This window comes from Micromonospora inaquosa, assembly GCF_003857055.1.
Classification (GTDB): Bacteria; Actinomycetota; Actinomycetes; order Mycobacteriales; family Micromonosporaceae; genus Micromonospora; species Micromonospora inaquosa.
Map to the genome: position 1 here is coordinate 13,267 of NZ_QGSZ01000162.1, position 14,572 is coordinate 27,838.

Annotated in this window: 15 protein-coding genes; 7 read left to right on the forward strand and 8 right to left on the reverse strand. The window is 71.4% G+C overall.

What is annotated here, in order from left to right; genetic code table 11:
• Positions 1 to 45: 45 nt before the first annotated feature.
• A complete protein-coding gene (locus tag DLJ59_RS08045; RefSeq protein ID WP_124771877.1) occupies positions 46 to 942 on the reverse strand; it encodes a ribokinase in 897 nt (298 codons plus the stop codon).
• A 23-nt stretch (positions 943 to 965) separates the two neighbouring features.
• Positions 966 to 1,808, reverse strand: coding sequence for an ABC transporter ATP-binding protein (locus DLJ59_RS08050; RefSeq protein WP_124771878.1), 843 nt, complete (start codon positions 1,806 to 1,808; stop codon positions 966 to 968).
• Between the two features lie 131 nt (positions 1,809 to 1,939).
• On the opposite strand from DLJ59_RS08050, the gene DLJ59_RS08055 reads away from it, so the two are divergent.
• Together DLJ59_RS08055 and DLJ59_RS08060 are read left to right on the forward strand one after the other, a co-directional pair.
• Entirely contained in the window at positions 1,940 to 2,938 is a 999-nt protein-coding gene (locus tag DLJ59_RS08055; RefSeq protein WP_124771879.1) for an ABC transporter ATP-binding protein, read from the forward strand.
• Complete coding sequence (locus DLJ59_RS08060; RefSeq protein WP_124771880.1) at positions 2,935 to 3,945, forward strand: ABC transporter permease subunit; 1,011 nt, start codon at positions 2,935 to 2,937, stop codon at positions 3,943 to 3,945. Before DLJ59_RS08055 ends, DLJ59_RS08060 begins: the two co-directional genes overlap by 4 nt.
• Before the next feature lie 126 nt (positions 3,946 to 4,071).
• On the opposite strand, the gene DLJ59_RS08065 is transcribed toward DLJ59_RS08060, so the two are convergent.
• On the reverse strand, positions 4,072 to 5,247 hold the full coding sequence (locus DLJ59_RS08065; protein WP_124771881.1) for an ROK family transcriptional regulator: 1,176 nt from the start codon (positions 5,245 to 5,247) through the stop codon (positions 4,072 to 4,074).
• Positions 5,248 to 5,416: 169 nt separating this feature from the next.
• Here DLJ59_RS08065 and DLJ59_RS08070 point away from each other — a divergent pair, with 169 nt between their 5' ends.
• Entirely contained in the window at positions 5,417 to 6,883 is a 1,467-nt protein-coding gene (locus DLJ59_RS08070) for a glycoside hydrolase family 3 protein (protein WP_124771882.1), read from the forward strand.
• A gap of 227 nt (positions 6,884 to 7,110) precedes the next feature.
• On the opposite strand, the gene DLJ59_RS08075 is transcribed toward DLJ59_RS08070, so the two are convergent.
• Positions 7,111 to 7,773 carry a GNAT family N-acetyltransferase gene (locus tag DLJ59_RS08075; RefSeq protein WP_124771883.1) on the reverse strand — a complete coding sequence of 221 codons (663 nt, stop codon included), beginning with the start codon at positions 7,771 to 7,773 and terminating at the stop codon, positions 7,111 to 7,113.
• Positions 7,774 to 7,943: 170 nt separating this feature from the next.
• On the opposite strand from DLJ59_RS08075, the gene DLJ59_RS08080 reads away from it, so the two are divergent.
• Together DLJ59_RS08080 and DLJ59_RS08085 are read left to right on the forward strand one after the other, a co-directional pair.
• On the forward strand, positions 7,944 to 8,138 hold the full coding sequence (locus DLJ59_RS08080) for a DNA repair protein (protein WP_124771884.1): 195 nt from the start codon (positions 7,944 to 7,946) through the stop codon (positions 8,136 to 8,138).
• 164 nt (positions 8,139 to 8,302) lie between these two features.
• Positions 8,303 to 8,821 carry a hypothetical protein gene (locus DLJ59_RS08085; RefSeq protein ID WP_124771885.1) on the forward strand — a complete coding sequence of 173 codons (519 nt, stop codon included), beginning with the start codon at positions 8,303 to 8,305 and terminating at the stop codon, positions 8,819 to 8,821.
• Between the two features lie 10 nt (positions 8,822 to 8,831).
• On the opposite strand, the gene DLJ59_RS08090 is transcribed toward DLJ59_RS08085, so the two are convergent.
• A complete protein-coding gene (locus DLJ59_RS08090) occupies positions 8,832 to 9,560 on the reverse strand; it encodes a Clp protease N-terminal domain-containing protein (RefSeq protein WP_124771886.1) in 729 nt (242 codons plus the stop codon).
• Positions 9,561 to 9,621: 61 nt separating this feature from the next.
• Positions 9,622 to 10,641: a glycosyltransferase gene (locus tag DLJ59_RS08095; protein ID WP_124771887.1), complete on the reverse strand. Its 1,020-nt coding sequence runs from the start codon at positions 10,639 to 10,641 to the stop codon at positions 9,622 to 9,624.
• Between the two features lie 124 nt (positions 10,642 to 10,765).
• Here DLJ59_RS08095 and DLJ59_RS08100 point away from each other — a divergent pair, with 124 nt between their 5' ends.
• Positions 10,766 to 11,581, forward strand: a complete 816-nt coding sequence (locus DLJ59_RS08100; protein WP_208648595.1) for a DUF72 domain-containing protein — start codon at positions 10,766 to 10,768, stop codon at positions 11,579 to 11,581.
• Positions 11,582 to 11,590: 9 nt separating this feature from the next.
• Here the strand turns inward: DLJ59_RS08100 and DLJ59_RS08105 are convergent, their stop codons facing one another.
• Both DLJ59_RS08105 and DLJ59_RS08115 read right to left on the reverse strand, forming a co-directional pair.
• Positions 11,591 to 13,420 carry a glycoside hydrolase family 15 protein gene (locus tag DLJ59_RS08105; protein ID WP_124771891.1) on the reverse strand — a complete coding sequence of 610 codons (1,830 nt, stop codon included), beginning with the start codon at positions 13,418 to 13,420 and terminating at the stop codon, positions 11,591 to 11,593.
• Between the two features lie 275 nt (positions 13,421 to 13,695).
• A complete protein-coding gene (locus DLJ59_RS08115) occupies positions 13,696 to 13,992 on the reverse strand; it encodes a DUF6582 domain-containing protein (protein ID WP_124771889.1) in 297 nt (98 codons plus the stop codon).
• Between the two features lie 154 nt (positions 13,993 to 14,146).
• Between DLJ59_RS08115 and DLJ59_RS08120 the strand changes: the two genes are divergently transcribed.
• The gene (locus DLJ59_RS08120) at positions 14,147 to 14,449 is read left to right on the forward strand and encodes an amphi-Trp domain-containing protein (protein ID WP_124771890.1); all 303 of its coding nucleotides are present in this window, start codon (positions 14,147 to 14,149) and stop codon (positions 14,447 to 14,449) included.
• The last annotated feature ends 123 nt before the right edge of the window (positions 14,450 to 14,572 follow it).

Here is a 14,572-nt window from a genome sequence, read left to right on the forward strand (position 1 = left end):
AACGCCCGCCACCCCAGGCCGGCGGGGCAGGGTGCGGGCGGGCGGTCAGCCCGGTACGTACAGCTCGTCAATCTCGGCGCGTTGCGGCAGCGCCACCGACGCGCCGAGCTTGCGGACGCAGGCAGCGCCGGCCGCCGATGCCCAGCGCACCGCGTCGACCAGGTCGCGCCCCTCGCCCCAGCCGACGGCCAGCGCGGCGGTGAAGGCGTCGCCAGCGGCGGTGGAGTCGACCACGTCGACCGGGACCGCCGGCACGTGCACCTGGGAGCCGTCCCGGTCGACGTACCAGGCGCCCGCACCGCCGAGGGTGAGCACGGCCCGGGGGGTCAGGTCGAGCAGCGCACGGGGCTCCTCCCGGCCTCGACCGGCGAGCGCCTGCGCCTCGCCCTCGTTGACGACCAGCAGGTCCACCGCGGCGAGCAGCTCGGGCGGGAGGTCCCGGGCCGGGGCGGCGTTCAGGATGACCCTGGTGCCGGCGTCCCGGGCGGCCACCGCGGCTTCGGTCACGGTCCGCACCGGGATCTCCAGTTGGGCGACCAGGACATCCGCCGCCCGTACCGTGGCCAGCTCCTCCTCGGTGAGACCGATCAGGGCGTCGTTGGCGCCCGGGGTCACCACGATGGCGTTCTCCCCCTGGGCGTTGACCATCACCAGCGCCACCCCGGAGGCACCGTAGACCACGCGCAGCTGACTGGTGTCCACGCCGGCCGCGGTGATGCGGGCCTTGAGGGTGACGCCGAAGGCGTCCGAGCCGATCGCGCCGAGGAAGGCACAGGAGGCGCCGGCCCGGACCGCGGCCACGGCCTGGTTGGCGCCCTTGCCGCCGGGCAGCATCACGAAGTCGGTGCCGAGCATGGTCTCGCCCAGTCGCGGCAGCGCGGGCGCCATCGCGACCAGGTCCATGTTGGCGCTGCCCACCACGGCGACACGGGTCTGCGGCACGGCTGTCTCCGGTTGTCCGACGCTCAGGCGGCGCGGGCCGTGAAGCGGTCGCCGGACCGCTCGACCACCAGCGGCAGCCCGAAGGTCTTGGAGAGGTTGTCACCGGTCAGCGTCTCGGCGAGCAACCCCTGGGCGACCACCCCGCCCTCGCGCAGCAGCAGCGCGTGGGTGAACCCGGGCGGGATCTCCTCGACGTGGTGGGTGACCAGCACCATCGCCGGGGCGTCCGGGTCGTACGCCAGCTCGGCCAGCCGGGCGACCAGGTCTTCCCGACCACCCAGGTCGAGCCCGGCGGCGGGCTCGTCGAGCAGCAGCAGCTCCGGGTCGGTCATCAGGGCCCGCGCGATCTGCACCCGCTTGCGCTCGCCCTCGGAGAGGGTGCCGTAGCGGCGTTCGGCGAGGCCGCCGACGCCGAGCTGGCTCAGCAGTGACCGCGCCCGTGCCTCGTCGCCGCGGTCGTAGTTCTCCCGCCAGCGGCCGACCACCGACCAGGCGGCGGTCACCACCACATCGCTGACCCGCTCGTCGGCGGGCAGTCGCTCGGCGATCGCGGCGGTGGTGAGCCCGATCCGGGTCCGCAGCTCGTTGACGTCGGTGCGGCCGATCCGCTCGCCGAGCACGTGCGCGACACCGGTGGTGGGGTGCAGCCGGCCGGCGGCGAGGTTGAGCAGCGTGGTCTTGCCGGCGCCGTTGGAGCCGAGCACGACCCACCGCTCGTCCAGTTCGACGCGCCAGGTCAGGTCCTGTAGGAGGGCGGTGCCAGAGCGGCGTACACCGACGCCGTCGAGGCTGACCACCAGATCCGGGTCCACGAAAGCGGCGGCAGGCGCGGCGCCGGCAGCGCCGGGGATCAGGTCACCAGTCACCACACCATCCAACCACGCAGCGCTGGGGTGCCCCCCATGGGCGGCACCTCAGTCATAGGGTGGGGCACCGTGTCGTTGATCACCAAGCCCGAAGGACGGTCCATGCCCCGTCGACGTACGGAGTCGCGCGGATGAGCGCGGTCATCGAGATCGAGGGTCTGCGGAAGACCTTCCACAGCCTGCGCAGCGGCCGACGGGTGGCGGTGGACGGGTTCGACCTGCTGGTCGAGGCGGGCCAGGTGCACGGCTTCCTGGGCCCCAACGGCTCGGGCAAGACCACCACCCTGCGGGCCCTGCTCGGGCTGGTACGCGCCGACAGCGGTCGGATGACAGTGCTCGGCGAACCGTCGCCGGAGCTGCTGCCCCGGGTGGCGGCCCAGGTCGGCGCCATCGTGGAGAGCCCACAGTTCTTCGGCAACTTCACCGGTCACCGCACGCTGCGGTTGTTGGCCCGCGCGGGTGGAGTGCCGGTCTCGCGGGTGGACGAGGTGCTGGACCTGGTGGGCCTGCACGACCGGGGCGATGATCGGGTGAAGGCCTACTCGCTGGGCATGAAACAGCGTCTGGCGGTGGCGTCCGCGCTGTTGAAGGACCCGCGGTTGCTCATCCTGGACGAGCCGGCGAACGGGCTGGATCCGGCGGGCATCCGGGAGATGCGGGACCTGATGCGGTCGCTGGCGGCGAACGGTGTGACGGTGCTGGTGTCCAGTCACATCCTGGGCGAGATCCAGCTCATCTGCGACCACGTCACGATCATTTCGCGGGGCCGTCGGGTGGCGGCCGGCCCGGTGGATGAGGTGCTGGCGGGTTACGACCGGCATGAGTACCTGGTGCGGGTGGCCGAGCCGGAGCGGGCCGTCGAGTTGCTGCACGCGGCCGACCTGCCGGCGGCCGTCGACGGCGAGGCGCTGGTGGTGAGCGGGGTGAGTGACCCGACGATGGTCAGCCGGGTGCTCGGCGAGCAGGGGCTGTGGGTGGGCGAGCTGACGCCGTTGCGGCCGGATCTGGAGAGCGTCTTCCTGGAGCTGACGGGCGCGTACGAGCATCCGTCGGTCCCCCGGCAGGTCGACGACTCGTCGCTGCCGCACGATGAAGCTGTGATCGATCTCGATCGGGGAGTGGGCGCGTGAACCTGGTTCGTGCCGAGTTGGAGCGGCTGTGCGCGCGCCGCTTCGTGCAGCTCATGGTCGTCCTGTTGGTCTTCGCGTTCGCCATCACGGCGGCGACCACGCTGGCTGGCTCCCACAAGCCGACGGTGAGTGAACTGAACTCGGCGCGTCAGCAGGCCGTCGAGGCGCGACGGAGCATGGAGACCACGCACCAGGAGTGCCTGGCCCGCCAGAAGGAGAGGTCGCCGGCCGACACGAGCGAGTATTTCGCCGACTGCGCGAACCTCGACCCGATCCGGCAGGACCGGCTGCCCATCGCCGCCGACTTTCTGCCGGGGGTGTTCAGCTTCGCCGAGCAGGCCGAGTCGCTGCTCTATTTCCTGATCGCGTTCCTGGTGTTGTTCGGGTTCCTGGTCGGCGCCTCCTACATCGGCGCGGATCTGAACTCGGGCGGCGTGGTGAATCTCCTGCTCTGGCGACCGCGCCGGTTGACGGTGCTCGCGGCCAAGTTGGGCACCCTGCTGGGCTCGATGCTGGTCCTGTCCCTGCTGGCGTCGGTGGCCTACCTCGCCACGTTCTGGGTGATCGGGCAGAGCGCCGGCCTGCCGGGCCGGTTGGACGACGACTTCTGGAGTTCGCTCGGTGCGGTGCACGGCCGGGGCCTGGTGTTGGTGCTGTTGGCCTCCGCCGTGGGCTTCGCGATCGCCACGCTGGGTCGGCACACGTCGGCGGCACTGGGGGCGGTGGCGGCGTACGCGGTGGTGTGGGAGTTGGGCGGCCGTCTGGTGCTGGAGATCATCGACGTCCGGCGGTCGGACCAACTGATGCTCTCCAGCTATATCGGGGCGTGGCTCAGTGGCGAATCGCGGTTCTTCGACCCGCGGCTCTGTGCCGGCACCTCGGGCACCGGCTACTGCTCGGGCCTCTACAGCCTGACCTGGGCTCCGGCACTGCTGGTGCTGGTGGTGCTGACCGGTGGGCTGACCGTGGCGGCGTTTGCCGTGTTCCGTCGCCGCGACCTGGTCTGAGGCTGCACCGGGCCGCCCGTCCTGCGATGGGCGGCCCGACGGGCCGGGGCAGGCCGGTACGCGGCAAAGGCTTGCGACTCACCGGGACGCGATGAAATATTCCTTCACGTGACCGCCGCGACGGGCTCAGCCGACGGTGGAGCCGAACACCTCGTCGCGCACCGCGTCCAGGGCGGTGCGCAGCGCGCCGTGCAGGATCGGCTCCTCGGTCAGCCCGGTCGGCACCACTCGCGGCTGGACCAGGGTGATCGCCGCGACCTCCTGCTGCACCCGGTCGGCGAGGGCAGTGCCACCGGCCTGGCCCACCTCGCCAGCGAGCACGACCAGCGGTGGATCCAGCACCACGCAGGTGCTGGCCACGCCGAGCGCGAGCCGACGGGCCAGTTCGTCGAGCATCGGGCCACCGTCGGCACCGGCGGCGACGGCCGCGCGGACCGCCTCGGCGGCGTCGGCGTCCGGGTAGCCGTGCTCCGCGGCCACCGCGCGCACCGAGTCCGCACCGACCAGCTGCTGGAAGGCCGGCTTGGCGCGTCGGGAGACATCGCGCGGAATGGGCGCGCCGGGCACCGGCAGGTAGCCGATCTCGCCGGCCGCGCCGCTGCTGCCGTGGTGCAACCGCCCGCCCAGCATGATCGCCAGGCCGACGCCGGCACCCACCCAGACCAGCACGAAGTCTCCCAGCCCCTGGGCGGCGCCGGACTGCGCCTCCGCCACCGCGGCGAGGTTGACGTCGTTCTCGAAGACCACCGGTGTGTGCAGGTCGTCCCGCAGCGCGGCGAGCAGACCACTGTGCCAGCGGGGCAGGTTGAAGGCGAAGGTGATGTCGCCGGTGCCGGGGTCGACCAGGCCCGGGGTGCCGAGCACGATCCGTCGTACGCTGCTCAGCTGCGCCTGTGCGCTGCTCGCCGCCTGCACGACGGCGTTGTGCACGACGCCCACCGGGTCGTCGGTGTCCCGGGTCGACTGCTCCACCCGGCCGATGACGGCACCGGTGATGTCGGCGCACGCGGCCACCACCCGGTCCGGTCCGACGTCCACACCGACGACGTGCGCGCTGCCCGGGCGGACCGCGTAGAGCTGGGCGTTGGGCCCTCGCCCGCCGGCCTGCTCACCGACCCGTGCGACGAGGCCGCGCTCCTCCAGCCGCTCGACCAGTTGCGAGGCGGTGACCTTCGACAGGCCGGTCAGCTCGCCGAGCCGAGCCCGGGTCAGGGGGCCGCGTTCGAGGAGCAGCTCCAGCGCGGCACGGTCGTTGAGCGCCCGCAACAGGCGGGGGGTGCCGGGCAGCCGGGTCGCACTCATGAGACGTCCTCTAGTTTTAGTAAACTTTGCTAACTGTAAACCAGCCTGCGAAAGGGTAGCCGTAGCGTAACGGTCACTCGGCGGTGGGACGCTCGGCCAAGTCGGCAGGGCCAAGACCACCACCGGTACGACGTTGCGGACCCGCGGGGCACCGAAGGGGGAAGATCACGTGGGGTTGGATCCAGGACTGCGCCGGCTGGCGCTGGGCACGCTCCTCGCCGCGTATCCGGGACCGGTCCCACCGGATTGGGCGGTCGACCTGCTGGCCGACGGGCTGGCCGGGCACACCCTGTTCGGCACCAACGTGCACGACCCCGCGCAGGTGGCGGCGAGCACCGCCGCGCTGCGCGCCGGTCGGCCGGACGCGCTGATCGCCATCGACGAGGAGGGCGGCGACGTGACCCGGCTGGCGCACGCCACCGGCAGCCCGTACCCCGGCAACGCCGCCCTGGGCGCGATCGGCGACGTGGCACTCACCCGGCGGGTCTACCAGTCGATCGGTGCCGAACTCGCCGCGCTCGGCATCACCGTCAACCTCGCCCCCACCGTCGATGTCAACACCGCCGACGACAACCCCGTGATCGGCACCCGTTCCTTCGGCGCGGATCCGGTGCGGGTGGCCGCCCACTCGGCCGCCGCCGTGACCGGGTTGCAGGCCGCTGGCGTGGCCGCCTGCGCCAAGCACTTCCCCGGGCACGGTGCCACCGTCACCGACTCCCACCACGAGCTGCCCACCGTGGACGCTCCGCTGGGCCTGCTCCGCCAGCGGGACCTACCGCCGTTCGCGGCCGTCGTCGCCGCCGGGGCGCGCGCCGTGATGACCGCGCACATCCGGGTGCCTTCACTCACCGGTGCCGACCCGGCCACCTTCAGCCGAGCCGTCCTGGTTGACCTGCTGCGCACCGAGTACGGCTTCACGGGCACCGTCATCACCGACGCGCTGGAGATGAAGGGAGCCGCGGTGGCCGCCGGCGGGGTCGGGCCGGCCGCCGTCCGGGCCCTGAGCGCGGGGGCCGACCTGCTCTGCATCGGCGCGAGGGTCGACGCCTCGCTGGTCGAGCGGGTGGCCGCCGAGATCGTCGACGCGCTCACCGACGGCCGGCTCGTGACGGCGCGGGTCGAGGAGGCGGCCGGCCGCGCCGCCGATCTCGCCGCCTGGACCCGGGCCGCCAGCGGGTCGACGGCCACCGAGGACACCGAGCTGGGGTACGCGGCGGCGCGCCGGGCGGTCCGGGTGGACGGACTGCTCACCGGCCTTGGTCAGCCACTGGTGGTGCAACTGCACACCGAGTCGACGATCGCCGAGGGTCGGGTGCCGTGGGGCCTCGGTCCACACCTGGACGGGGTGCCGGAGATCCGGGTGATCGCCACCGAGACCGACCCGGCCACGCTGCGCGGGTTGGCCGGCGACCGTCACATCGTGCTGGTCGGGCGACACCTGCACCGGCTGCCCGGCGGCCCGGAGCTGATCGCCGACCTGGCCGCCCAGCACCCGGTGACAGTGGTGGAGATGGGCTGGCCGGCGCAGTGGCGGCCAGCGGACGTCCGCGCCTTCGTCACCACCTACGGCGCGAGTCACGCCAACGGTCGCGCGGCGGCCGAGGCGCTCGGCCTCGTTCGCACGCTCCGTCACTGACGCGCTGGACCGCCGACTCGCTCGACCCGGTGAAGAAGCAGGTCAAGTCCACTTCTCGACACTCCGAACCGACAGCTTCAACCTTGCCCCGGGCCCACTCGATACGTAGCGTGATCGACACGTGGCGGCTCGCCAACGGCGGGGCGCCACACCCGGAACCGGGGCCTGGGGGGAGGTTGCGGACCGTGGATCCGGCCCGGGATCCACGGTCCGCGCCCGATGCCCGCTCAGCGCGGATAGACCCCGTACGCGCGCCAGCCCCGGTCCGGGAACCCGGCCGCCTCGGCTACCCGGGCCGAGGCGTGATTGTCGCGCTCGTGCAGGTAGGTGGGCACCGCCCCCTCGTCGAGCACCCGCCGCGCCGCCTGGGCGACCAGTCGACGGGCGAGGCCGCGCCCCTGGGCGGCCGGCACGGTGCCGACGGCCAGCTCGCGCCCGTGCGCGTCGTGCCGTTTGATCCCGGCACCGGCCAGGTAGGCGCCGTCCGGGGCACGGACCACCAGCACCGGCCGGTCGAAGAGTCGCAGCCACGGCGGCAGCCCGGGAGCTGTCGGATCGGTCCACTCCCCCACATCGGGCAGCGGCGCGGGTGCCACGCTCCACCGGAAGGGGCCGTCGTGTACGCAGAATTCGGGCAGGCCGACGGCCTCCGGCAGCGCGGCGAGCAGCCGAGCCGGCGTACGGCGAGCCAGCGCGCGGACCGCTTCCACGCGATCCGGTGCCACGGAGAGCACTGCGCTCTGCCCGGTGTCCACGGCGAGCGCGGGGCGCAGTCGGCCATCCCAGGCCGGTTCGGCCCGCCGCTGCGAGGCGACCACGTGCAACCCCGGACCGGCCGGCCACTGGCCGAGCCAGGTGGCCAGGTGCAGGTGAAGCCGCCGGTCGAGCATTGCGCACCTCCCGGTTACCCGACCCGTCGTGGATCACCGTACGCCGGACGGCAGGGCCGGGCGCAGGATACGTCAGAGCCGAGTGGACCAGGGGGTATGGGAACCATCGCACAAATCGACCGTCATATGTATTTCCATACCTGGACACCTTTGTTTGGGACGGTGAACGCATGCCGATTCAGCCGAACGACCACTACCAGCAGGACCCCGAGCGACTCTGGCGGGCGGCGGAGACCGTCGGTGGCAATCCGCCCCAGCCGCGCTACCGGAACCCCCGTGCGATCGGCGCCGGAGCCCTGTCGTGGGCCGGGCTGAACAAGCTGGCCGTCGGCAGCTCCAGTCGGCACCGCCTGAACACCCACTGACGCACGACCGGCCAGCCCACCGAGTTGGTGGCGCCGAGAGGGGGCAGCCCCTGGCGGTCGTCCGGGGCGACACACCGGAGGAGGTCCAGCGGCGGCATTCGCACACCTGTCGGGTAATTTCTTGTGGTCCGCCATCCCGGCCTACGACAGGAGAAGCTCCGCGCATGGGCAAGAAGACGATCCACGTCTCCGACTTCACCGGCACGGTTCTGCAGCAGGACGACGAGGTGGTCCGCGTCGTCGTGCTGGAGCACCCGGACCTGGTCGCCGGGCCCGTGCAGTTGGATGCCACCCCGGGCGAGGTGGAGAACATCGACGACGCCGCGCTGGACGTGGCGGTGGTCGAGATCCACGACCGGCACGGCGGTGGCGAGCCACGCCGGGTGGTGTTGACCGCCAGCGAGTTCGACGCGATGGCCACCGACGTGCCGATGGCACAGCTGTTGAAGACGGCCGAGCGGGTCCGCCCACCCAAGGCCCGCAAGAGCGCCGAGAAGATCGACTACGGCACGTTGGAGCACGCCGGAAAGCCACACCGGGGCCGGGTCACCGAGGAGGAGGCCCGCCTGGTGCGTGAACAGCTCGACGAGGTCAACAAGCGCCTCGCCGATGCGGGCGTGCGCCAGATCGACCCGGCCGATCCGGAGCACGCCCTGCGTTACGGCTTCCCTGAGGCGTCCTGACCTCGGGTCCTCACTGGTTCTTGACGATGGTGGCGATGGCGGCGACGAGGTCGGCCTCGACCGCCGCCTTCTTTAGGCCGAGGTTGGTGAGCACGCCCGCGCCGTCCTCCTGCTCAAGCAGGGCGAGCAGGATGTGCTCGGTGCCGATGTAGTTGTGCCCGAGGCGCAGCGCCTCCCGGAAGGTCAGCTCCAACGCCTTCTTTCCCCGCGCGTCGTACGGGATGAGGTCCGGCACCTGTTCGGCCCGGGGCGGAAGGACGGCGGTGACCGCCTCCCGCACCGCCTCGGGGGTGGCGCCGCGACCAGCCATCACCCTGGCGGCCAACCCCTCCGGCTCGGCCAGCAGGCCCAGCACCAGGTGATCGGGCCCGATCTCGGCGTTGCCGCTGGCGCGGGCCTCCTCCTGCGAGGCCATCACCACGTTGCGGGCGCGCGGGGTGAACCGGCCGAAGCCGGCGCTGGGGTCGAGCGGGCCCGCGTCGGTCGCCTTCGGCACGAAGCGCTTCTGGGCGGCCTGCTTGGTGACCCCCATGCTGCGGCCGATGTCGGTCCAGGAGGCGCCCGAGCGCCGGGCCTGGTCGACGAAGTGCCCGATCAGGTGATCGGCGACCTCACCGAGGTGGTCGGCGACGAGCACCGCGTCGGTGAGCTGGTCGAGCGCGTCGGTGTGCAGCTTCTTGATCGACTGAATGAGGTCGTCGAGCTTCAGCGTGTTACTCATCTGGCCAGGTTCCGTCATGCGTCAACTATAGGTTGACGCTCCCTCTTCGTCAACGTCGGGTTGACGATCCTGTTCCCGATCAGGCATCCGTCCGGGCGTACTCCGGTAGGCGCTGGGCGACGGACGCCGGGGACGGCATGGCGGCGATCTCCTCGGCCACCGCGCGGGCCGCGTCGCGCTGCTCGACGTTGCCGTGCCGCGGCAGCAGCCGGTGGACCTGCTCTGCGATGGCACCCGCGTCCACCTCTGCGGGGAGGAGCCGAACCCCGACCCCGGCTGCGGCGAGCGCCTCCGCGTTGGCGAACTGGTCCGCGCCCTGCGGCACCATCAACTGGGGTACGCCCGCCGCGAGCGCGCCGAGGGTGGTGCCGCTGCCCCCGTGGTGCACCACCACGTCGACCTGCGGCAGCAACTCCGCCTGCGACACCCACCGGTGGACGCTGACCTGGTCGGGAATCTCACCCAGCTGCTCCAGGGGCACCCGGCCCGCCGCGACCACCACCTCCGCGTCCAGCGCCGCCAGACCGGCGATGGCGGTGCGGAGCAACTCCGGCGTGCCGAACGCGGTGCCGAGGGTCAGATAGATCAATGGCCGGGAGGTCCGACTGCGCACCCGCTCGGGCAACGGGGCCGGTGTCGAGAAGGCGACCGGTCGCAGCTCGATCCGACGTTCGGTGGCGAGGAAGTCCTTGTCCTGCAACGAGGGCGGCCAGATGTCCAGGTGCGGCCGGCCGACGACCTCGGCGTTCCTGGTGGGCAGCTCCAGACCGATACCCTCGGGAAACATCCGGCCGAACCCGTGCCACAGACCCGGGATTCCGGCGCGACGGGCCGCCACAGCCGCTCCCGGCAGCCCCCACTCGTGCACCACCAGGTCGGGCCGCAGTCGCGCCAACTCCGGTGCGAGGTCCTCGACGTACACCTCATAGAAGGCGTCGCCAGGACGGAACGGCAGCAGGCCGTGCGCGGCCAGTGGCGCGTGCACCTCCGTACCGGCGGCGAAGTGGACCTCGTGCCCGGCGTCCCGGGCGGCGATCGCCAGCGGGATCAGCGGATAGGTGTGCCCGACGGACGCAAGACTGGCGAACAGCACGCGCATGGCGTCGGACCCTACCCGCCGGACCGTGGGCCCGGCCGGGCCCACCGGCCCAGATACGGTGGGCTCCGATCCAGCGCGATACCGGCGGAAAGGGCGGGTCATGCGTCTGCACGTGGGGTGCGCGATGTGGAGTCACCGGTCGTGGCCGGGCCACCGACTGCCGCCCACGGAGCGCCTACGGCACTACGCCAGCTGGTGCGACGCGGTGGAGGGCAACACGACGTTCTACGCGACCCCGGCCCGGGACACCGTTGCCGCGTGGGCCGCCCAGACGGGCCCCGACTTCCGGTTAGTCCTCAAGCTCCCCAAGGTCATCACGCACGAACGTCGACTCACCGACGTCGACGAACCGCTGCGCGCCTTCCTGGACGCGATCGAGCCGCTCGGCCCGCGCGCCCACGCCCTCTGGATCCAACTGCCCGGCTCGTTCGCACCCGGCGACGTCCCGGCCCTGGGCCGTTTCCTGGCGCGGCTTCCGCAGTCCCACCGGTACGCGGTGGAGGTCCGCCATCCCAGTTTCTTCACCGACGCCCACGCCGCCCGGCTGCTCGAAGCAACCCTCACCGCCGTCAGCGCCGAGTGGATCCCCTTCGACACGACCGTCTTCTTCGCCAACCCACCGACGAGCGACGCGGAGCGGGACGCCTGGAGCAAGAAACCGCGCGTGCCACTGCGGTCCCTCGCGCTCACCGACCGGCCGATCGTCCGCTACCTCGGTCGCGACGACCCGACGCGCACTGTCGAGGGGTGGCAGCGCTGGGTCGATGTGACCGCCACCTGGCTACGCGAGGGGCGCTCGCCGACGATGTTCATCCACACCCCGGACAACGCCGACGCGCCGGTGCTCGCCCGCCGGTTCCACGACGAGGTACGGGCACGCGTGCCCGGACTCGACGCGTTGCCCGAGCCGATCCCGGTCGAGCCGCTGACGCTGTTCTGACCGGCCCCCTCAGCCCTGCTGGTCGAGCAGCTCGTCGAGGTGGGTCGCCGTGCTGATCAGCGACAGGTGGCTGAACGCCTGCGGGAAGTTCCCGATCTGCTCACCGGTCGGCGCGATCTCCTCCGAGTAGAGGCCCAGCGGGTTGCTGTAGGTGAGCATCTTCTCGAAGGTCAACCGGGCGTCGTCGATCCGGCCGGCCAGCGCGAGGGCCTCCACGTACCAGAAGGTGCACATGTTGAACGTGCCCTCGGTGCCGGCGAGACCGTCCGGGGAGGCATTCGGGTCGTAGCGGTAGACCAGGCTGTCGGAGACCAGTTCGGTGTCCATCGCCCGTAACGTCGACTCCCACATCGGGTCGGTTGGTGAGATGAAGTCCAGCCCTGGCATCGCCAGCAGCGAGGCGTCCAGGATGTCGGAACGGTAGTGCTGCACGAACGCACGTCGCTCCGGGTGGAACCCACGGGTCATCACCTGCTCGTAGATGGCGTCCCGTTCGGCGGACCAGCGGGCGATGTCGCCCGGGCGGCCCCGGCGCCGCGCGATGCGGATGGCCCGGTCCAGCGCGACCCAGGACAACACCCGACCGTAGGTGAAGTCCTGCCGACCGGAGCGGGTCTCCCAGACGCCGTCCTCGGGTTGGTCCCAGTGCTCACACAGCCAGTCCATCAACCCGGCCGTCTTACGCCACCCCTCGTACGGCGCGATCAGCCCGTCGCGGTCCGCCAACTCCAACGAGGCGAGCGCCTCGCCGTAGATGTCGAGTTGGAGTTGGTCCGCCGCGCCGTTGCCGATCCGCACCGGCGCGGAGCCGCGGTACCCCTCCAGGTGACCCAGCACCTCCTCGGGGAGGTCCGGTGAGCCGTCGATGCGGTACATGATCTGCAAGGGCAGGTTGCCGTCGTGTGCCTCACGGATGCGCGCCTCAAGCCAGAGCAGGTACTTCCGGGCCTCGTCGGTGAAGCCCAGGCGCAGCAGCGCGTGCACCGAGAAGGACGCGTCCCGGATCCAGGTGTAGCGGTAGTCCCAGTTCCGCTGCCCGCCGATCTGCTCGGGTAGCCCCGCGGTGGGCGCGGCGACCAGGGCGCCGGTCGGCGCGTACGTCATCAGCTTGAGGGTCATCGCCGACCGTTCCACCATCTCCCGCCAGCGGCCCTTGTAGCGGGAACCGCCCACCCACCGTCGCCAGTAGTCGCGGGTCTCGGCGAGCAGTTCGCACGCCTCGTCGGTGCTGAGTGCTCGGGGCGCGTGCGGGCTGGCCGTCTCCAGGGCGACCCCGCCGATGTCGCCCGCGTGCAGCGTGAACCGCGCGGACACACCGTCGGCGTCACGGTGGAAGTCCCCCACGTGGAACTTCCGCTCCACGTTCTTGAAGGCGGCGAGGGTGAAGGTCATCGTCGCGCTCCGAAAGACGTCGCCTTCGGGGTGCACCTCCAGCTCGAACGGATCGCGCCCGTAGTTGAACCGTGGCTGGCAGTGGAAGCGGAACCGCATGGTCCCCCGGACCATCCGGACCAGCCGGATCAACCGGTGCTGGTCGGTGGCCCGCTCACCGGTGACAGGCATGAAGTCGAGCAGCTCACCGACACCGTCGGCGCTGTGGAAACGGGTGATCAGGATTGGCGTACCGGGCAGGTAGAGCTGCTTGCTCGTGTAGTCGACGCCGTCGGGCGAGAGCTGGAAGTGACCGCCTTCGCGGCGGTCCAGCAGCGCGCCGAAGACGCTCGGCGAGTCGAAGCGGGGCGCGCAGAACCAGTCGACCGTGCCGTCCGTGCTGATCAGTGCCGCGGTCTGTAGATCACCGATCAGACCGTGGTTCTCGACTGCCGGGTAGCTCTCCACGCTCTCCCCCGCCATCCGTACGGGCAATGGCGGGGACTACCCGGGAGCTGACGAAAGATGCCGCGCGCCGGCGTCGGTTCGCGGCCCGGGACGGGGCGTACCGTCGATCTCGACCTCGACATCGGCCCCGTCCCGGGCACCAACGCCATCGACGAGAGGACAACCCGTCAGCCTGCGAGGATTTGCCACACTCAACATCTGGGCGGACGACGTGGCAGCGGCCACGGAGTGGTACGCGGACCTCCTCTGCGTCGAGGCGTACTTCATGCGCCCGGTTAGTGGGCCGGGTTCGGTGTGTGCGGGAGTTTGCCCAGTTGACGCCAGTTCGTCTCGGCGACCTCGACACCGTAGTGCTTGGCGGCGGCGAGGATGTTCTGAAAGGCCAGGTCGCGGTCCGCGTCGGTGACGCCCTGCACCTGGTCGAACCGGGCGATGGCGTTGCGGACGTGGCCCGCGTCGGTCATCGGCTCCTTGCGTTTCCCGGGGAACGCGAAGACGCTCTCCGGCAGCTCACGCTTGTCCTTGTCCGACAGCGTGCCGTGCTTCTCGTGGGGCTTCCAGGTTGACTTCATCGCCCAGCAATACCCGCACGCGGGCCCGGTAGCACCTCCGAAGCCGGCATTATCCGGACGATCGCCATCGACAAGATCCATATCATGCCGACAGGACCACGCGAAGCCGAAGCCCTTCGCGAGTTGTCCTTTGTGGAGTGCGAGCATTGTCGGCATGGATATTTACGAGGATTCCCGTACGGTGTCCCGCTCCGACCTGGCCGCCTGGTTGCGCCAACTGGCGAACCAGCTGGAGTCCGACGGGCGGCTCTTCTACGGCGCCGCGGGTGCGGTGACCGTCGCGGACACCGTGCGGTGCGAGCTGGAGATCGAACGGGAGAGCGAGACGGAGGTGTCCGTCGAGATCGAGTTCTCCTGGACCGAGCCCGCGCGCGTCAAGGCGGCGGACGAGGAGGAGCCCTCGAAGGACGCCGAGGCCACCGAGCCGACCGAGACCACGCCGGAGGCCGCCAGCTAGTGCCGTGACCACGAACGTTCACGGTGTTGGGTGACACGCCGTGGGGCCTGTCGGCTGGGCGTTGTCGGGGCGGTCAGGCTGTAGCGGTGGCAGATCTTGTACGCGTGCGGCGGCTCAGTGATC